The organism is Paraburkholderia metrosideri (assembly GCF_904848625.1).
In the GTDB taxonomy this organism is placed as follows: Bacteria; Pseudomonadota; Gammaproteobacteria; order Burkholderiales; family Burkholderiaceae; genus Paraburkholderia; species Paraburkholderia metrosideri.
The window spans coordinates 323,689-342,599 of sequence record NZ_CAJHCP010000001.1 but is presented as its reverse complement, the minus strand read 5'-3'; the positions used below and the strand labels follow the sequence as shown (position 1 = coordinate 342,599).

Annotated in this window: 19 protein-coding genes and 1 pseudogene; 9 read left to right on the top strand and 11 right to left on the bottom strand. The window is 61.3% G+C overall.

The features are described 5' to 3' along the window. Positions 1-32: 32 nt before the first annotated feature. Complete coding sequence (locus LMG28727_RS01485; RefSeq protein WP_201640539.1) at positions 33-941, top strand: 2-hydroxy-3-oxopropionate reductase; 909 nt, start codon at positions 33-35, stop codon at positions 939-941. Between the two features lie 728 nt (positions 942-1,669). Further along, a complete protein-coding gene (gene lysM, locus LMG28727_RS01480; RefSeq protein WP_074763840.1) occupies positions 1,670-2,164 on the top strand; it encodes a peptidoglycan-binding protein LysM in 495 nt (164 codons plus the stop codon). Between the two features lie 164 nt (positions 2,165-2,328). On the opposite strand, the gene LMG28727_RS01475 is transcribed toward lysM, so the two are convergent. The 6 genes from LMG28727_RS01475 to LMG28727_RS01450 form a co-directional block, all read right to left on the bottom strand. Continuing rightward, a complete protein-coding gene (locus LMG28727_RS01475; protein ID WP_201640538.1) occupies positions 2,329-3,372 on the bottom strand; it encodes an asparaginase in 1,044 nt (347 codons plus the stop codon). Between the two features lie 112 nt (positions 3,373-3,484). Continuing rightward, on the bottom strand, positions 3,485-4,411 hold the full coding sequence (locus tag LMG28727_RS01470) for a CysB family HTH-type transcriptional regulator (protein ID WP_201640537.1): 927 nt from the start codon (positions 4,409-4,411) through the stop codon (positions 3,485-3,487). A 107-nt stretch (positions 4,412-4,518) separates the two neighbouring features. Continuing rightward, positions 4,519-5,577 carry a sulfate/molybdate ABC transporter ATP-binding protein gene (locus tag LMG28727_RS01465; protein ID WP_201640536.1) on the bottom strand — a complete coding sequence of 353 codons (1,059 nt, stop codon included), beginning with the start codon at positions 5,575-5,577 and terminating at the stop codon, positions 4,519-4,521. Further along, positions 5,577-6,659: a sulfate ABC transporter permease subunit CysW gene (gene cysW / locus LMG28727_RS01460; protein ID WP_201640535.1), complete on the bottom strand. Its 1,083-nt coding sequence runs from the start codon at positions 6,657-6,659 to the stop codon at positions 5,577-5,579. The genes LMG28727_RS01465 and cysW overlap by 1 nt, the downstream gene beginning before the upstream one ends. Beyond that, positions 6,656-7,558, bottom strand: coding sequence for a sulfate ABC transporter permease subunit CysT (gene cysT, locus LMG28727_RS01455; protein ID WP_201640534.1), 903 nt, complete (start codon positions 7,556-7,558; stop codon positions 6,656-6,658). The genes cysW and cysT overlap by 4 nt, the downstream gene beginning before the upstream one ends. Positions 7,559-7,734: 176 nt before the next feature. Further along, positions 7,735-8,781, bottom strand: coding sequence for a sulfate ABC transporter substrate-binding protein (locus tag LMG28727_RS01450; protein WP_201640533.1), 1,047 nt, complete (start codon positions 8,779-8,781; stop codon positions 7,735-7,737). 313 nt (positions 8,782-9,094) lie between these two features. On the opposite strand from LMG28727_RS01450, the gene lexA reads away from it, so the two are divergent. From lexA to LMG28727_RS01435, 3 genes are all read left to right on the top strand, one after another. Then, the gene (lexA, locus tag LMG28727_RS01445; protein WP_201640532.1) at positions 9,095-9,745 is read left to right on the top strand and encodes a transcriptional repressor LexA; all 651 of its coding nucleotides are present in this window, start codon (positions 9,095-9,097) and stop codon (positions 9,743-9,745) included. 153 nt (positions 9,746-9,898) lie between these two features. Continuing rightward, positions 9,899-10,243 carry a hypothetical protein gene (locus LMG28727_RS01440; RefSeq protein WP_201640531.1) on the top strand — a complete coding sequence of 115 codons (345 nt, stop codon included), beginning with the start codon at positions 9,899-9,901 and terminating at the stop codon, positions 10,241-10,243. Positions 10,244-10,463: 220 nt separating this feature from the next. Further along, positions 10,464-11,090 (top strand): DUF2939 domain-containing protein, encoded by a 627-nt coding sequence (locus LMG28727_RS01435; RefSeq protein ID WP_201640530.1) that lies wholly within the window; start codon positions 10,464-10,466, stop codon positions 11,088-11,090. A 199-nt stretch (positions 11,091-11,289) separates the two neighbouring features. On the opposite strand, the gene LMG28727_RS01430 is transcribed toward LMG28727_RS01435, so the two are convergent. Further along, entirely contained in the window at positions 11,290-11,757 is a 468-nt protein-coding gene (locus tag LMG28727_RS01430) for a universal stress protein (protein WP_201640529.1), read from the bottom strand. 287 nt (positions 11,758-12,044) lie between these two features. On the opposite strand from LMG28727_RS01430, the gene nodI reads away from it, so the two are divergent. Both nodI and LMG28727_RS01420 read left to right on the top strand, forming a co-directional pair. Next, on the top strand, positions 12,045-12,959 hold the full coding sequence (gene nodI / locus LMG28727_RS01425) for a nodulation factor ABC transporter ATP-binding protein NodI (RefSeq protein WP_201640528.1): 915 nt from the start codon (positions 12,045-12,047) through the stop codon (positions 12,957-12,959). An 80-nt stretch (positions 12,960-13,039) separates the two neighbouring features. Then, complete coding sequence (locus LMG28727_RS01420; RefSeq protein WP_201640527.1) at positions 13,040-13,867, top strand: ABC transporter permease; 828 nt, start codon at positions 13,040-13,042, stop codon at positions 13,865-13,867. Between the two features lie 61 nt (positions 13,868-13,928). On the opposite strand, the gene LMG28727_RS01415 is transcribed toward LMG28727_RS01420, so the two are convergent. Both LMG28727_RS01415 and LMG28727_RS01410 read right to left on the bottom strand, forming a co-directional pair. Next, on the bottom strand, positions 13,929-14,351 hold the full coding sequence (locus tag LMG28727_RS01415) for a hypothetical protein (RefSeq protein WP_074763828.1): 423 nt from the start codon (positions 14,349-14,351) through the stop codon (positions 13,929-13,931). Between the two features lie 392 nt (positions 14,352-14,743). Continuing rightward, positions 14,744-15,796: an NADP(H)-dependent aldo-keto reductase gene (locus LMG28727_RS01410; RefSeq protein WP_201640526.1), complete on the bottom strand. Its 1,053-nt coding sequence runs from the start codon at positions 15,794-15,796 to the stop codon at positions 14,744-14,746. A 183-nt stretch (positions 15,797-15,979) separates the two neighbouring features. Between LMG28727_RS01410 and LMG28727_RS01405 the strand changes: the two genes are divergently transcribed. Both LMG28727_RS01405 and LMG28727_RS01400 read left to right on the top strand, forming a co-directional pair. After that, a complete protein-coding gene (locus LMG28727_RS01405; protein ID WP_042323893.1) occupies positions 15,980-16,192 on the top strand; it encodes a DUF3820 family protein in 213 nt (70 codons plus the stop codon). Between the two features lie 226 nt (positions 16,193-16,418). Continuing rightward, positions 16,419-16,664 carry a hypothetical protein gene (locus LMG28727_RS01400; RefSeq protein WP_201640525.1) on the top strand — a complete coding sequence of 82 codons (246 nt, stop codon included), beginning with the start codon at positions 16,419-16,421 and terminating at the stop codon, positions 16,662-16,664. Between the two features lie 63 nt (positions 16,665-16,727). Here LMG28727_RS01400 and cysC read toward each other — a convergent pair whose 3' ends face one another. Continuing rightward, positions 16,728-17,264 carry an adenylyl-sulfate kinase gene (gene cysC / locus LMG28727_RS01395; RefSeq protein ID WP_201640524.1) on the bottom strand — a complete coding sequence of 179 codons (537 nt, stop codon included), beginning with the start codon at positions 17,262-17,264 and terminating at the stop codon, positions 16,728-16,730. Continuing rightward, a pseudogene (locus tag LMG28727_RS34725) lies at positions 17,261-18,860 on the bottom strand (sulfotransferase). The gene cysC and the pseudogene LMG28727_RS34725 overlap by 4 nt, the downstream one beginning before the upstream one ends. Positions 18,861-18,911: the final 51 nt, after the last annotated feature.

Below are 18,911 nucleotides of genomic sequence, written 5' to 3'. Positions count from 1 at the left end.
GACGCATCACACAACACTGGAGATTCAGACACATGGCAAAGATCGGTTTCATCGGCCTCGGCATCATGGGCGCGCATATGGCGCGCAACCTCATCAAGGGCGGTCACTCGCTGGTCGTGAACGGCGCGTACCCGGTGCCGGAAGACCTCGCGAAAACCACCAGCGTCGTCGCCGATTCCACCGCCGTTGCGCAAGCCGCCGAGATCGTCATCATCATGGTGCCGGATACCCCTGACGTCGCCAACGTGCTGTTCGCCGACGACGGCGTCGCCGCCGGTCTCACGAAGGGCAAGCTGGTGATCGACATGAGCTCGATCTCCCCGCTCGACACACAGGCGTTCGCGAAGAAGATCAATACACTCGGGGTCGACTATCTCGATGCGCCGGTATCGGGTGGCGAAGTCGGTGCGCGTGAAGCGTCGCTGACAATCATGGTTGGCGGTCCGGAAAAAGCGTTCGCACTGGCCAAGCCGCTGTTCGAGTTGATGGGCAAAAACATCTCGCTGATCGGCGACAACGGTGCGGGTCAAACCTGCAAGGTCGCGAACCAGATCATCGTCGCGTTGAATATCGAAGCGGTAGCTGAAGCGCTGCTGTTCGCGTCGCGTTCGGGCGCAGATCCCGAGCGCGTGCGCAAGGCACTGATGGGCGGCTTCGCGTCATCGCGGATTCTCGAAGTACATGGCGAGCGGATGACGAAGCGCACGTTCAATCCGGGCTTCCGTATCGAACTGCACCAGAAAGACCTGAACCTCGCACTCGATGGTGCACGCAAGCTGGGCATCGCTCTGCCGCATACGGCTAGCGCGCAACAATTGTTCAGCGTGTGCGCAGCGAACGGCGGCAAGGCATGGGATCACTCGGCCATGGTGCGCGCGCTGGAAATCATGGCGAATTACGAAGTCGCGCAAGCGCCGGATAGCGAAGCGAAGGCAGCTTAAGGTCGCGTGAGAGGTTTTATCGACAGGGCCGGTGCAGACGCTGCTGCGCAATTCGTACCACGCACGATGCCCGTATGAGTCGCGCCGCAGCGCCGGGAACACTCAACGGCGGCGAAGCCCAACGACAGGCCGCACTGGGAGCGTGTATGGCGAGCGTCATACACGGAACATAAAAAATACATCATGCAGTCATACAGATTGCGATGAGCGTCGAATGTTTAACGTCATCGCAATCACAGGTGGGGCGTCCGTTCATCGTGCGCAGCTTGCGCGGTGGAACGGGCAAATCGTGCCGCTCTGGGCTGAGAGCGGCAAGTGGGGTCCGCAGCGGCACCCGGCGACGCCGGGGAAGCCTTGGTCGGTCAGACGTCGTCGTCGGGTGTCCGGCTGTCGGATTCATCGTTCTGCTTTTTCCGCCAATCTCTCGCAACGCGAGGCAAGCATGCACGCCGCTTGCGTGCACGCACGCTTGCATTTGCTTGCAACTCCGCGCTGTTCGCCGTACGTTTTTTGACACTTCGTCGCGCACTTTTCTCCTACACTCGTTGAGTCTGGTTGCCTGCATCTGCATGACGCTTCGCATGTCGCTATTGCGCGCATTTGCCTGCTTCGGCACGCGCATCTCGCGTCACACAGGTGCGTATTCCACGTCATTCGTTTGCTTCACGACCAGTGTCCCAACCCCGTGCGCAATCTGTTTTTGCGCCGCCACGTCAGGAGTGTGATCGATGGGTATTCTCAGCTTTATCAAGGAAGCCGGCGAAAAACTGTTCAGCGCCGGTTCTGCGCCCGCTCAGGCCGCAGCCGCTCCCGCCGCGCCCGATCTTGCCGCGCTGAATAAAACGGCAGGCGACGCGATCGCCACGTATATCCGCAGCCAGGGTCTGGACGCCACTAACCTGCAAGTCGCGTATGACGGCACGAGTCACGCGGTCACGGTGTCAGGTGAAGCCGCCGATCAGCCGACCAAGGACAAAATTCTGGTCGCGGCCGGCAATGTGCAGAACGTCGACAAGGTCGACGATCAACTGACCGTCACCACGCCCGCCGCTGCGCCAACGCAATTTCACACTGTCGTGGCCGGCGACAATCTGTGGAAGATCGCGGAGAAATACTATGGCAGCGGCGCGAAGAACGACGTGATCTTTCAGGCGAACACGCCGATGCTGAAAAGCCCGGACAAGATTTACCCGGGCCAGGTGCTGGTCATTCCGCCGGTGTGAGGTTTGCCTTCAAGTGTGACGGCCCGCATTAAACTGCTTGCTGAAACGACAACGCGGCTTCGAGACGGATAGTCCCGAAGCCGCGTTGTCGTTTGACGGTCGTGCTTTAAGAAAAATCTGCGCGATTGCCATTGCGACACTGCGCAGCGTCACATCGCGTCACATCAATACGTATCGAATATCTTCTGCAATGCAACTGGCCCTGTGCCGCCTGCGGCCAGTGCCAGCATCAGCAGCACGCGCGCCTTGTACGGATTCAGCGAACCCGCGCTGACGAAGCCAAGTGCGTCATCGGCGGCTGCGCCATTGCGCATCACATGCCCCGAGCCCACACGCGACGCGCGTATCACCGCCACGCCTTGCGATGCGGCATCGGCGAGTGCCTGCTGCATCGACACGTGAATCGAACCGTTACCCGTTCCGGCGACAACGATACCGCGCACGCCGGCGGTCACCAGGGCATCTACGGCGATCCGCGACACGCCCGCATAACTCGTCACAATTTCCACATGCGGCCAGTTCGGGCCGATCACGAATTCGGTCGCGACCGTGTGGGGCCGCACCACGCTGCGCTGGAATTCGACGCGGCCATCCTGAACCCAACCGAGTGCACCGATTTCCGGCGACTGGAATGCGTCGACAGCGTACGTGCTCGTCTTGACCACATCGCGTGCGCTATGGATCCGGTTGTTGAACGCGACCAGCACGCCCTGCCCGCGTGAACCCGCGTGCGCTGCCACCGTCACCGCGTTCAGCAGATTCAGCGGTCCATCGGCGGAGAGCGCCGACGCTGGACGCATCGCCGCGGTCAGCACGACCGGCTTGGCCGATTTGATCGTCAGATGCAGCAGGTAGGCGGTTTCTTCGAGCGTGTCGGTGCCATGCGTGATCACGACGCCGTCGATTTCACTGGAAGCCAGCAGCATGTTGATGCGTTGTGCGAGCGTGGTCCACAGCGGCATCGCCATGTCTTTACTGTCGACGCTGGCAATCTGCTCCGGCGCAATACGCGCCACCGTCGACAAAGCCGGCACCACCGCCAGCAAGCGATCGACACCGACCACACCCGCCTGATAACCGGACGTGTTGGTGGCGTCCGCCGCCGCCCCGGCAATCGTGCCGCCCGTTGCCAGCACGGCGATGCGCGGCAACACAGGCGTGGCGTCCTCGCCCGAAGGCGTTGCGGAAGAAGAGGTCAAAGTAGTCATGGCGGCGATTGTAAGCGATGCCCGCACGCCGCCACGTGAGAAATAAACGGATGGCCGTTCGATTCGGAACGCGTCGCCATGCATGCCAGGCGTCAAACGCCCGGCACGCAGATCAGACCGCTTCGCGCAGTTGCGCGGCGATGTCCGCCTCTTTCAGTTGCGGCGCGAACATCTCGATCAGCCGATATGCGTACGCCCGCAGGAACGCGCCCTTGCGCAGGCCGATTCGCGTCGTGCTCGCTTCGAACAGATGCTGCGTGTCGAGCGCGACGAGTTCGGTGTCGCGCTTCGGATCGTAAGCCATCGCCGCGACCACGCCGATACCCATGCCGAGTTCGACGTAGGTCTTGATCACGTCGGCGTCGATTGCGGTCAGCACGACGTCGGGCAACGCGCCCGCTTTGGCGAACGCCTGGTCGATGTGCGAGCGGCCCGTGAAGTCCTGGTCGTACGTGACGATCGGGAATTCGGCGATCTCGTCGAGCGTGAGGTTTTCGCGGCCCACCAGCGGATGCCCCTTCGGCACCACCACGATGTGATGCCACGAGTAGCATGCGAACGTGACGATGTCCGGGAAACGGTCGAGCGCTTCAGTCGAGATACCGATATCCGCTTCACCGTTGATGATCATCTGCGCGATCTGTTGCGGGCTGCCCTGACGCAGCGCCAGATGCACCTTCGGGAATACTTCGGTGAACTGGCGGATCACCTTCGGCAGCGCGTAACGCGCCTGCGTGTGGGTCGTTGCGACGACCAGATGGCCGCTGTCCTGATCGGCGAACTGACGGGCCACGCGGCGCAGATTTTCCGCGTCGAGCAGCATCCGTTCGATCAGCTGATGCACCGCCTTGCCCGGCTCGGTCAGACCCGTCAAACGCTTGCCGCGTCGAATGAAAATGTCGACGCCGAGTTCGTCTTCCAGATCCTTGATCTGTTTCGACACGCCCGACTGCGACGTGTACAACACGTTCGCGACTTCCGTCAGATTCATGTTCTGACGCACGGCTTCGCGCACGAAGCGCAATTGCTGGAAATTCATCTTTGTCTCTCCGGTTCGGCCAGAGTTAAGTTATTTGAGTTCTTGGGTTCGGCTAAAACGCCGGTTTATGCTGCGTTACCGTTTCCTGTCTCGCGCGTTCATCCGGCTCATTGCGCAGGGAAGACACGCAGCGCTCGCGGCACGGCCGTCACGCCATCGCCAACGGACAGTTGCAGATCGCGCCACGATTCGCGGTCGAGTTCGGCTTCGAGCAGATTGCCCTCGCGGCCCGCGAGTTCGACGCGCACCGAGCCGCCGAGCGTGACCACGCGCCGCACGTCGACGACGATGCCTTCGCGATGCCCCGCCGCCTGCGGATACAACTGCAGGTCGTGCGGCCGCACATACGCAAACGCCGGGCCGCTAAAACCGGCCGTGACCGATACCGGCAGCGCCGCGCCGTCGACGACGAAGCCTCTGGCATCGACATTGCCATGCAGACGGTTCGCCGCGCCGAGAAACTCATAGACGAACGAGGTTTGCGGATGGTCGTACACGTCTTGCGGACTGCCCACCTGCTCCACATGCCCACGATTGAGCACGACGATACGGTCGGCCACTTCGAGCGCTTCTTCCTGATCGTGCGTGACGAAAATCGTCGAGATATGCAGATCGTCATGCAGACGACGCAGCCAGCTACGCAACTCCTTGCGCACCTTCGCGTCGAGCGCGCCGAATGGTTCGTCGAGCAACAGCACTTTCGGCTCGACAGCCAGCGCGCGCGCCAGTGCAATCCGTTGCCGCTGACCGCCCGACAATTCCGACGGATACCGCTGTGCCAGCCAGTCGAGTTGCACGAGCTTCAGCAGTTCATGCACCTTCTCGCGAATCACCGCTTCCGACGGACGCTCCTTGCGCGGCTTCACGCGCAGTCCGAACGCGACGTTCTCGAACACCGTCATATGACGGAACAGCGCGTAATGCTGGAACACGAAGCCGACCTCACGCTCACGTGCGCCGACCGTCGCGACGTCCTGACCTTGCAGCACGACCTGGCCGCCATCCGCATATTCGAGACCGGCGATCACACGCAACAACGTGGTCTTGCCACAACCCGATGGCCCGAGCAGCGCAACCAGTTCACCCGGCGGAAAGTCGAGTGAGACATTATCGAGCGCGACGAAATCGCCGAAGCGCTTCTGCAGGTTACGAACGGTGATACCCATTACAGCTCTCCTTGCTTGAGCGGGTGTTGCTGGGGTGCATGCGTTGCATTGACGGACTTCGGCCCACCCGGCGACGCGTGGCCTGACTGCGAACCGCCAGCTTGCGCGGATTGCGGCACAGGACCGGCGTATGCGGGCACATCGCGTGCGGACGACAGTTCCGCCGACATATGACGCTCGGCGAGCAGCTTCAACCCGAGCGTCACGAGTGCGAGTAGAGCCAGCACCGACGCCACGGCGAACGCTGCCGAGAAGTTGTATTCGTTGTAGAGAATTTCGACGTGCAGCGGCATCGTGTCGGTCTGTCCGCGAATATGACCGGACACCACCGACACCGCGCCGAACTCGCCCATCGCGCGTGCATTACACAGAATCACGCCATACAGCAGGCCCCATTTGATATTGGGCAGCGTGACGCGGCGGAAAATCTGCCATCCCGACGCGCCGAGCACGTGCGCGGCCTCTTCTTCGTCGTTGCCTTGCGCCTGCATCAACGGAATCAGTTCGCGTGCGACGAACGGGAACGTGACGAAGATGGTGGCGAGCACGATGCCCGGCACCGCAAAAATGATCTGCACGTTATGGTCTTCGAGCCACGGGCCGAACCAGCCTTGTGCGCCGAACATCAACACGTAGATCAGGCCGGAAATCACCGGCGACACCGAGAACGGCAGATCGATCAACGTGGTCAGGAGCGCCTTGCCGCGGAATTCGAACTTGGCGATACACCACGACGCAACCAGACCGAACACGAGGTTCAGCGGCACTGCAATGGCGGCGGTGATCACGGTCAGCTTGATCGCGGACAGCGCATCCGGATCGGCAAGCGACTCGAAATAGAAGCCGAGGCCCTTGCTCAACGCCTGGTAGAACACGGAAACCAGCGGCACGACCAGAAACAGCGCGAGGAACAGCAGCGCGATGCCGATCAGAACCCAGCGCACGAGAGGGCGCTCGGTAACGGGATCGGGACGGCGCGACGCATTCAGCGGCGAACGCGGCGCGAGCGCGACAGCCGCCGCGCCATTCGTGCCATTCTTGCCATTTGCGCTCTTTGCATCGTTCACGGAATGGCGGCTCATTGCGCACCTCCGCCAATCGCTGCGACACCCGGCACAGTCGGGCCTGGCGCCGGCCCCGCACTGCCGCGCTTCGTGCGACGCTGCAAATACCACTGCAACGTGTTGATCAGCAACAGCATGAGGAACGACACGACCAGCATCACCACGGCCAGCGCGGTTGCCCCGGCATAGTCGTATTGCTCGAGCTTCGTGATGATCAGCAGCGAGGTGATTTCCGACTTCATCGGCACATTACCGGCGATGAAAATCACCGAACCGTATTCACCCAGCGCACGCGCGAACGCGAGCGCGAAGCCCGTCAGCAACGCCGGAAAAACAGCCGGCAAGACCACTCGCCGGAACGTCAGCCAGCGCGTCGCACCCAGGCACGCAGCCGCTTCTTCCTGCTCACGTTCGAACTCTTCGAGCACCGGCTGCACCGTGCGCACGACGAACGGCAAACCGATGAAGGTCAACGCGACCAGCACGCCCGCGGGCGTAAACGCAATCTTGATGCCGAGCGGTTCGAGAAACTGCCCGATCCAGCCGTTGCCCGAGTACACCGCCGCCAGCGAAATACCGGCAACCGACGTGGGCAGCGCGAACGGCAGATCGACCACGGCATCGACAATGCGCTTGAACGGAAACGTATAACGCACCAGCACCCACGCAACCAGAAAGCCGAACACCGCATTGATCAACGCGCCGCCCAGCGCGGAGAAAAACGTCAGCCGATACGACGCGAGCACGCGCGGCGACGTGACCGCGCGCACAAACTGATTCCAGTCGAGCGTGGCGGTTTTCAGAAAGGTCGCCGCAAGCGGAATCAGCACCACGAGGCTCAGATAAGCCACCGTGATGCCGAGTGTCAGACCAAAACCGGGCAACGCGCTCGGTTTCCGGAAGGTGAACGTCGTCATGCTGGATACTCTTTCAGGTTGATGCTTACGTTTTTGATCACTGGCTTCGATCACCGGTTTTGATCACCGCTTGTGGCCACCGTGCTCCGGTTAGCCAAAAGCGCGCCCACTGGGCGCGCTCGGAAGCGGCGCGTTACCGCGCCGCTATGCCTTTGCCATTTCAGGCCGCGGCGGAATTACTGAGGCTGGTAGATCGAATCGAACACGCCGCCATCGGCAAAGTGCGTTTTCTGCGCGTTCGCCCAGCCGCCAAACGAGTCATCTACCGTGTACAGCTTCAGCTTCGGAAACTTCGCGGTCAGCTCAGCGGGCACCTTGTTCGAACGCGGGCGATAGAAGTTCTTCGCGGCGATTTCCTGGCCTTCCTCGCTGTACAGGAAGTTCAGGTAAGCCTCAGCCAGCTTGCGCGTACCGTGCTTGTCGACCACCTTGTCCACCACCGCAACCGGCGGCTCGGCCAGAATGCTCACCGACGGCACGACGATTTCAAACTTGTCCGGACCGAATTCCTTCAGCGACAGGAACGCCTCGTTTTCCCACGCGATCAGCACGTCGCCGATACCGCGTTGCACGAAGCTGGTGGTCGCGCCACGCGCGCCCGAATCCAGCACGCCCGCATTCTTGTAGACCGCGCTGACGAATTCCTTCGCCTTCTGCGCGTTGCCGCCCGGCTGATGTTCGGCATACGCCCATGCTGCGAGGTAGTTCCAGCGCGCGCCACCCGAGGTCTTCGGATTCGGCGTGACGATCGACACGCCCGGCTTCGCCAGATCGTCCCAGTCCTTGATGTGCTTCGGGTTGCCCTTGCGCACGAGGAACACGATCGTCGACGTGTACGGCGACGCGTTATCCGGCAAACGCTTTTGCCAACCCTTGTCGACGATGCCCTTGTTCGCCAGCGCGTCGATGTCGTAAGCCAGTGCCAGCGTGACGACATCCGCCTGCAGGCCGTCGAGCACCGAGCGCGCCTGGGCACCCGAGCCGCCGTGCGACTGCTTGAACGTGACGCTCTCGCCGGTCTTCGCCTTCCATTCCTTGCCGAAGGCCTGATTGACGTCCTGATACAACTCGCGCGTCGGGTCGTAGGAGACGTTCAGCAGCGTGGTGTCCGCGTGCGCCTGGGTAACCACACCAACGACACCCGCGACACTCGCCGCGCCGAACGCCAGCGCCGCGATCAGTTTTTTCGTTCTACCCGCCAGTCCCGTGTTGCGATGGTTCATGCCAACTTTCTCCGCGTGTGGTCCGCTGAAAACAGCGTGTGATGTTGTTTTGCGTCGCGGTCACGTGCACATGAGCGCCAACTCGGAGGCCAGTCTATCGAAGGGCTTTCATCATTAAAAATAATGTTTATTCATTCTTTAATACGTAAAAGTGGTAACGACAGCGGGATAAGGCGTTGCGGCACGAAAACGGCTGTTTTGACATCCTGCACCGACGCTGGAGCGGCCCCTTTCGTGACGAACTTAAAGTAAAGCTTGAATTACGCCGAATACTGTATAAAAATACAGTTACCTGTTCATACATACAGTGGCCATGACAAAACTCACCGCACGACAGCAGCAGGTTTTCGATCTGATCCGCCGGGCGATCGAACGCACCGGTTTCCCGCCCACCCGCGCGGAAATTGCCGCCGAGCTGGGCTTCAGCTCGGCCAACTCGGCAGAAGAGCATTTGCGCGCGCTTGCTCGCAAGGGCGTGATCGAACTCGCGGCTGGCGCCTCGCGTGGCATTCGCCTGCTGGCGGGCCCTGACGACGCACCGCATCAGTTCACGCTGCCGCATCCCAGCATCATGCAGTTGTCGCTGCCGCTCATCGGCCGGGTGGCCGCAGGCAGCCCGATCCTTGCGCAAGAACATATCTCGCAGCACTTTGCGTGCGACCCGGCGCTGTTCTCGAGCAAGCCTGACTATCTGCTGAAGGTGCGCGGGCTGTCCATGCGCGACGCAGGCATCTTCGACGGCGACCTGCTTGCAGTGCAGAAGAAGAGCGAGGCCAAAGACGGCCAGATCATCATTGCGCGGCTGGGCGACGACGTAACGGTCAAGCGGCTGAAGCGTCGGCCCAACGGCCTTGAGTTGATCGCGGAAAACCCCGATTACGACAACATCTTCGTCGAAACCGGCAGCGCGGAATTTGCGCTGGAAGGTATCGCCGTCGGGTTGATTCGGCCGGGCGAGTTCTAACCGCCTGCGCCTGCTTCGTGCTTCGTCAGCGCCTGGTCCGCGCTGAGTTTTCACTTTGTCCGCGCACGCGTTTGCTTCACCTTTGGTTCGCTTTGTCCCGCTTGCGCCGGCTCGCTTAACCCACGCTGCATCACTGCTGCATCGGAGAGACTTATGGAACGCCTTGCCCGCCTGCTGCCTTTTCGCCAGTTCGGTCGTTTGCGCCATCTGCGCAAGTTGGTGCCCTGCTCATTGAACGAGGCACCGGCGGCGAGCACTCCATCGCTGTTCGACGCGTCAGAGGGTGTCGCTGGCTTGCCTTCTTCGTTGCCGGCGTTTGCTCGCGTGTCGTTGAATTCCGGGCTGAATACCGCGGAACCTGCCCGGCGTGCGCCGGTGCGGGTCTATCACGGGCCGTCGCGACTCATCATGGTCGGCACGGTCGACGCGGTATGCCGGATGATCGATCACTGCATTGCGGAAGAAGCCAACCTTCACGGCGCCGTGTTCGAAGGCTGAGTGAAACCGGGTTCAGTGCCTGGTCGCGCCGCAATCTGGTTGACTCACGCGAGTGAGGTTTGAGCAAGTGCCAAGTAAGAAGCCGGTCCTGCCACATGACACATCGTCGCTTGCTCTGCGCGCTTTTAAGACCTGGCACTCAGATATTTGCATAGAATGGGATTGTTTTTGCGGGGCCGTGGTCCACGATTACATTAAACCTGATCGGGAGTCCCATTCGATGACAGTTCCGACACGCATGAAGGGCAGCGCCGCTCGTCCGCTGATCATTACGTTGATCGTGATTGTGGTGATCGCTGCACTTGGGTTCGCGTACGCGTCGCCCTATATCGCGCTAAGAAACCTCAAACGCGCAGCCGATGCGCGCGACGCAGAAACCGTCAACCAGTACGTCGACTTTCCTGCGTTACGCGACAGCCTCAAGCAGCAGATCACAGGCATGCTGACGCGTCGGCTGGACGCCGATGCCAACAGCAAGTTAGCCACCATTGGCGCAATGATCGGCGTCACGTTGATTGGTCCGCTAGTGGATTCCTACGCGACACCAGACGGCGTCGCGGCATTGCTGAACGGAATGCCGCCGCGCGGCGATCCGGGCGAGCGGCCGGCCGCGCCGCCTGATGCAAACAATCCGCCCGCAGCAGCAGATACACCCGCCTCACCTCCGGCTGCAGACGCGGCCAACGCAACGCAACCACCAGCGCGGGAAACCACGGCGGGTTATCGCGGCATCAACGAGTTTGTCGTCACCTACCGGCGTGGCGAAGCGAACGCAAATTATTCGGCGATCTTTCAGCGCGAAGGTTTGTTCACCTGGAAACTCACTGCAATCAATCTGAACGAGTGAGCGTGAATGGTGGATCGGAGAGCCGGCTGGCTCGTCGCGCACGTGTGGAGCGCGAATGTCTGCCGTGCGTGGAGGAGCGCATCAAAGCGTTCAGGCCGCGCTCGGCGGCAATAACCGCAGCGAGTGCTGCCCACTTGCAGCGGACGGCTTCGCTTCATGGCGAAGCGAAGCCGAAGCCGTCGCGACTATCCGCCACGCATCAAGCCGCCTCGGCTTGCTGCTGCTCCTGCGCTGACGAGCAAGCCACCAGGATGCTGCATGAAATCCGATCGAGCAGCGGCGTGTTACCCGCCCCCATCCACCAGCGCGACAAACCCGTGCGGCAGCGGTGTCCTACCACGACGAGGTCGACATTCAGGTCATTGGCGAGATTCGCAATTTCGTCGATAGGGTGACCGAACGCAAAGTGCCCTTGCGCACTGACGCCTCGCTCGGTGAGCCAGTTCACCCCTTCCTGAAGAATGTCACGAGCGGTCTTTTCGAAACTGCCACAGGCTACGTCGGTGAGTAGCCCGGCGCTTTGCGCAATGCTCGATCGCATATCCACGACCGACAACAAATGCGTTTCGGCCTTCAGGTCCAGCGCGAGATCGGCGCCGCAGCGCAGCGCCTTTCGGCCTTCGCGCGAGCCGTCGTAGCACAGCAGGATTTTCTGGTAGCTCGCCATGATTTTCTCCCCTCGCGCGGAAAGCGCGATCTGATTCAATCATGGTGCGCCGCAATTCAGGTTGCAAGGGATGGAAAACGCTAACTAGCGGCCAATTCGGCCTAAACCTCTACGCGCAGCAGGTTTGGGCGAACCTCTGCACCATGGCGGGGAAGAACGCGGGCATTGCGGCAGTGCAAAACGCGGCATCGGGCGAATTCGCCCCCGCTAACATCCGCATCGCGATGCCCTAGAATAAGCGGCCTCCTCGGCCATTCGCGTTCTTTTCCGGAGCATCGAGCTGATTTATGTCTGAAGCCGCCATCGAGTTTCACCAGGTCAGGAAGAGCTACGGCGAAAAGACCGTCGTCGACGGCCTGTCGTTTCATGTCAACGCCGGTGAATGTTTCGGCCTGCTCGGCCCGAACGGCGCGGGCAAGACCACCACGTTGCGGATGCTGCTCGGCATTGCCTCACCCGACTCCGGCGCGATCCATCTGTGCGGCGAACCGATTCCCGGCCGCGCGCGGGTAGCGCGGGCGCGCGTCGGCGTGGTGCCGCAGTTCGACAACCTCGATCCTGATTTCACGGTGCGTGAAAACCTGCTGGTATTCGGCCGCTACTTCGGGCTGAGCGCCGCGCAATGCCGCGCGGTCGTGCCGTCGCTACTCGAATTCGCGCGGCTCGAAAGCAAGGCGGACGCACGCGTGAGCGAACTGTCAGGCGGCATGAAGCGTCGCCTCACGTTGGCACGCGCGCTCGTCAACGATCCCGACGTCCTGATCATGGACGAGCCGACCACCGGCCTCGATCCGCAAGCGCGGCATCTGATCTGGGAGCGGCTGCGCTCGTTGCTGGCGCGCGGTAAGACCATTCTGCTGACCACCCATTTCATGGAAGAGGCCGAGCGCCTGTGTCATCGCCTGTGCGTGATCGAAGAAGGCCGCAAGATCGCCGAAGGTGCGCCGAGCGAGTTGATCGCCACCGAGATCGGCTGCGATGTCATCGAGATATTTGGTCCTGATCCGTTCACGTTGCGCGACGAACTGGCGCCGCTGGTCGAGCGCAGCGAAATCAGCGGTGAGACGCTGTTCTGCTACGTGAACGACGCGCAACCTGTGCACGCGCGACTCAAGCAACGCGCCGATCTGCGCTATCTGCATCGGCCGGCCAATCTGGAGGATGTGTTTTTGCGGCTCACGGGCCGCGAAATGCAGGACTAACGCTCACGAACAGCGGCACAGGCGTGCCCGCCTGCTGCAAGCCGCTACGGCCATCACAACCCAGCAAGAGACACGAAGCAATGGACGCACGCACTTACGACCCGCCGGGCGACGCCTCGTCGAGACAGGAATTCTTCGCCGCCTTCCCGGCCAACGCCGTGAACTGGATCGCCGTGTGGCGGCGCAACTATCTGGTGTGGAAAAAGCTCGCACTCGCGTCGATGTTCGGCAATCTCGCCGACCCGATGATCTACCTGTTCGGCCTCGGCTTCGGGCTTGGACTGATGGTCGGGCATGTCGACGGCGTGCCGTACATCTCGTTTCTGGCCGCGGGCACGGTGGCGTCGAGCGTGATGATGTCGGCGAGTTTCGAGTCGATGTATTCGGGCTTTTCGCGGATGCATGTTCAGCGCACGTGGGAGGCGATCATGCATACGCCGTTGACTCTCGGCGACATCGTGCTCGGCGAGGTCGTGTGGGCCGGCAGTAAATCGATGCTCTCCGGGGCCGCGATCATGCTGGTGGCCGGCTCGCTTGGCTACGCCACGTTTCCGTCGATGCTGCTGGCTTTGCCGGTCATCGTGCTGACTGGCCTCGCGTTCGCGTCGGTTGCCATGGTGGTGACAGCGCTCGCGCCGTCGTATGACTTCTTTATGTTTTACCAGACGCTGGTGTTGACGCCGATGCTATTGCTCTCCGGCGTGTTCTTTCCGTCGTCACAACTGCCCGCTGCCGCACGGATCGCCACCAGCGTATTGCCACTCGCGCATGCGGTCGATCTGATCCGGCCGGCCATGCTCGGTCGGCCAATCGACAATGCGGTTTTGCATCTGGCCGTGCTGGCCGCGTACGCGGTGGGCGGCTTCATCGTTTGCGCGCTTCTGTTCCGTCGCAGGATGATGAAATAGGCTTGAGGTAATCAAAAGCCGCAGGCATTGGACCTGTCCGCCTGCGGCATCACAAACGAGTTCAGTCCTCGTCGTCGGTCCATGGAATATCCACGTCCGAGATGAACGCGACGGTCGCGAACGGGCCGCCATCCTGACGCCCGATCTTGCCGTCGGCGCGTTGCCATTCAACCCGGAACACCGTGCCTGGATCGTCGGAGATCAATCGGACCGTGCGGACCTCGTCCGGATCGGAATCCTCGACAGGACCGTCGAGCGAAATCTGCAATTCCTGCGGCCACAGACCATCGGCCGGATCGTAAATCTTGTCGCCATCGGGGATCAGCGTGAACGCTTCCACGCCGATGGTCGCCGATGCGTCCACGATCATCTTGCCCAACGCACGCAGCAGCGCGGTGGCGCGTGCCGAGTTCGCCTGACGGATTGCCAGATCCCCGCGCGTCAGCGCCTGTTCAAGTTTTGGGTTTGTTTTTTGTTGCGCCATTCGATGTCCTGAGTCCTATCGCTCTGTTGTGCGCGGCATGCGGCGTCGATTGCACACCGCGCTCCATTTTTCGGGCTGAATGCTACCATCGGTGTGCGTTGCAGCATGGCCAGCCGGACAGGCCGCCTTGCCAGGCCGACCGTCCACCACAGTGTAGGTCGTGATTTGCGTTCCAGCAGGGACATTTGCGCTGGCCTGTCATTGCATCGGCTCAACGCGGCTCGCGCGCGGTCTGCCTGCCGATGGTTGAGCGGATCGTGCGCAGCGGTGAGCCCGCTGGGGCGGTATGCGATGCGGGGGGCACTGAAAATTCGCTGAGGAGGCAGAGATAACTGAAACAGCAACGCCACCCCGACTATCGAGCCGGGGTGGCAATCCGGAGCGCTAGAACCTCAAGGCGCCGGATTCGGCTGCAGTTCGTGCAACTGGTCGATTTCCGCGAGCACGTCCGCCGACAGTGTCACCTCGGCGCTGGCAATGTTTTCCTTCAACTGCTCGAGCGACGTCGCGCCGATCAGATTGCTCGTCACGAAGGGGCGGCTATTGACGAATGCGAGCGCGAATTGCGCGGGCGTCATGCCATGACGCTTCGCCAGTTCAACATAGCGCGTCGTTGCCTGAACGGCTTGCGGCTTGCTATAGCGCGCGAAGCGCTCGTACAGCGAAATGCGCGCACCGGCCGGACGCGCGCCGCCTTCGTACTTGCCGGACAGCCAGCCGAACGCCAACGGTGAATACGCGAGCAAGCCGATATTGTCTCGATGCGCGTACTCGGACAGACCCACTTCGTACGTGCGGTTCACCAGGCTATACGGATTCTGGATGCTGACAATGCGTGGCAAGCCGAGCTTCTCAGCCGCGCGCAGAAACTGCGCGACGCCCCACGGCGTTTCATTCGACACACCGATGTGACGCACCTTGCCGGCCTTCACGAACTCGCCGAGCACCGACAGCGTTTCTTCGATCGGCACCGTATAAGCGTCGTCGACCCATGGGTACGACGGACGGCCGAACGTCATCGTGCTGCGATCTGGCCAGTGCAGTTGATACAGATCGACGTAATCCGTTTGCAGACGCTTGAGGCTATCGTTGAGCGCCTCTTCCAGATTCTTGCGGTCGAACTGATTGCCTTCGCCGCGAATATGGCGCGGATTGTGCGGCTGGCGTGCCGGACCGGCGATCTTGGTGGCAAGCACGATTTTTTCGCGTGCGCTGCGATGCTGCGCGAGCCACGTACCGATATAACGCTCCGTCGAACCCTGCGTTTCCGCACGCGGAGGCACCGGGTACATCTCTGCGGTATCGATCAGGTTGACGCCGTGATCCAGCGCGTAATCGATCTGCGCATGGGCTTCCTGTTCGTTGTTCTGCTCGCCCCAAGTCATGGTGCCGAGACCGATCAGGCTGACCTGCACATCGGAGTCGCCAAGTCTGCGGTATTCCATCTAATTGTCCTGTTGAAGGTGTGAAATGAAAACGCTGAAGTTACCACGCCGGCGCAATGCCTGCAGCAACGCTAGAATGCTCGAGCGACAGACATGCCTCCTCGCTGCATCGTGGTCCGGTGGTGTTTCTACACGTCGCCCGCCATTTCACGCTCAACGCACTGTGCACCGCCCTCGCCTGCCATGAATCCCGAACACCTCGAACTGCTGGTCACACGTGTCATGCCCTATGGCAAATACAAGGGGCGCGTGATTGCGGACCTGCCCGGTCACTATCTGAACTGGTTCGCGAGCCAAGGCTTTCCGCCCGGCGAAATTGGCCGCCTGCTGGCGTTGATGCAGGAGATCGATCACAACGGTTTGAAGCCGCTGCTCGAACCATTGCGCAAACGCTGATCGCTATCGAAACCCGCGCACAAAACCACAAAACTGAAAGCCAGTTGAAGCGCAACGAAGCCAGATGAAAGTTGCTTCGAAGGCAGCATGCAAGCAATGTAGGCTTGTACAAATTCATACAGACTTTTGCTTGCGCGTCATGCGTTAGTGGACTTAAATCGGCATAGGTCGTTGCGCAGCGAAACACTCACACGCAACCGTTCGCTTGTCATCTTGCCGCCTGTTCATGCCCGCTTTTAATCTGCCCGCCCTACTGGAATTTATCGGTCACGACCTGTCTCCCGTCCGCGCGGTGATTGCATTTTTTCTGATCGGTTACCTGATCGTCGGGTTGCCCGTGCATTTTCGCCAGGGCGCTGCGTCGCGCGATATCTGGGGCACCGCCGCCGGCGTAACGATGGCCGCTTTATACGCGGCGTTTATTGTCGGGGTGTACCCCGCGTTGCATCATTCGACGGTACTGATGCATTGATCCGCTCACACCTGACGCGACACGACGTCACGCGCGTGTCGTGGCAGTGGCGATAGTCGGAAGTCAGGACAAACGTCCCGTCAAAATCAGTCTGGCAATCAGCTGATCAACCGATTGATCAACCGACATACACGCGGTTTCAATCACGACGTCGGGTTCGACCGGCGTGTCGTAGGCCCCGGAAATACCGGTGAAATGAGGAATCTCGCCACGTCTTGCGCGTGCGTAAAGTCCTTTGACATCGCGTGCTTCACACACCTCCAGCGGCGTATTCACGAATACTTCAACGAACCCGTTGCCGACGATGTCACGCGCGGCGCGCCGATGCTGATGCTCGGGCGAAATCACCGCGGCAATCGCGATGAAACCCTGCTGCATGAAAAGCGCCGCAACGTGCGCGACGCGACGCAGGTTCTCGGTGCGATCTTCGGCAGTGAAGCCAAGGTCCGCGTTCAGTCCGCGTCGCAACACATCGCCGTCGAGCACGATCGACGCGCGTCCTTCCTTAGTAAGTCGCCGGTGCAGCGCGTCGGCCAGCGTCGATTTACCGGCACCGGACAAACCCGTCATCCAGACCACGGCACCGCGTGACTCGCTCATGACCGGCTCTCCGTGACGGCAACAGTGCCTGGAGTCGCGGCGCGCGAGTGCGGCTCGACAAGCTCATCGGCGTACGCCAACTCCGGCCCCAACCCTTCGAACAGCGGCTTGAGCAACTCCGCTGCCGGTTGCCAGCGCCGCAGCGATGTCTTGTAGATCGGCTGACGCACCTGAGCCGAACTCGCGGTGTTGACCTGGCGCGTCGTCTGATGAAACGCGAGGCAGCGCTCGTCCCAATCGAGTCCGCAATGCGCGAGCATGCGCCGCACGTTGCCTTCGAAATCGCCGACCAGGTCTTCATATTTGACTTCGATCATCACGCCCTCGGGCAGCACGCTATGCCAGTACTTCATCAACGTATCGTACGCACGATAGTAGCGGCCGAGTTCGCCGAGGTCGTAACCGAACGGCACGTCGTGGAAAATCCGCGAAAAAATCGACAGACAGGTTTGCAACGGCGACCGGCTGCTATGGATGAAGCGCGCATTCGGCAACGCCAGATGAATCAGCCCGACGTTGATGAAATTGAACGGATATTTGTCGGTGAAACGAGTGTAGCGCGGCGCATCGCTGCTCGCTTCGCGTTGAATGTCCGGCAGCGACCTGTGCATGAACCGCAGATAGTCCCCCCCCCAGCGTGCTCAGTTGCGCAGCGCCCACGCCCTGCATCGCCTCGATGCTGATCCTCAGCGGATCGTCCGGCGGACGACGAATACTCGTGACCAGCGCCTCGCCGAATTCCGTGCGCTCACCGGCGCCGAACACCTGCGGATGACTCGCCAGCACCTGCTCGATCAACGTCGAACCCGAACGCGGCATGCCGATGATAAAAACCGGCGCGGCCGATGGATCGCCAAGACCGCGCGCCGCCGCCAGTACCTCCGCATTCATCAAAGTCGGCATATGGGCGAACAGGCCGAGCGAATCCGCTTCGTTATAGCGCACGCCGGCGCGATGCAACGCGTTGCCCTTCAGTTGATGATCGAACGAGTCGTCGTTGCGGCCCACATCCGATAACGCCTGGCCATACGCGAAGTGAACCTCCGCCTGGTTGGCGACGCTCAGCGAAGCGGTATCGGCAACGAGCCGCTGAAGCGACACGAACACGGGGTCGTCAGCTGACAGACGCTTGGTCTGCACGAAGTTGCGGTAATACAGCGGGACCCGTGGCGCACCGGTGATGGCGCGGCGGTACGCTTCATGCGCTTCGTCGAAACGGCCGAGCGCCTGAAGGCAATTGCCCATGTTGTTGTGCGAGCCGTCTGCTTGTGGATTGCGGCGTACCGCTTCGCCGTAGGCGGCGATCGCGTCCTCGAGTTGATGCAAGAGTTCGAGCGTCCAGCCGAGCGCATGATACAAGTCCGCGTTGAGTGGACTGCGCGCGATCGCTTCGCGGTATCGCTCAGCCGCCTCGGCATAGCGGGTTAGCGCGGAGAGCGTCGCGGCGAGGCGCTCGTAATTGGCGGCATCGGCGGGATCGAGCGTGCGGGCGGCTTCGAAACAGTGCAGCGCGGCGTCGAGTTCGTTGCGCGCGGCGTGCGCTTCGCCTTGAACGCGCCATTCGGACGCGGTAGCCGGCTGTAGATCTTTCGTCATTGACGGCTGGTGGTATGCAGGGGTCGCGTGAAGCGGCCCTGACTTGGGGCG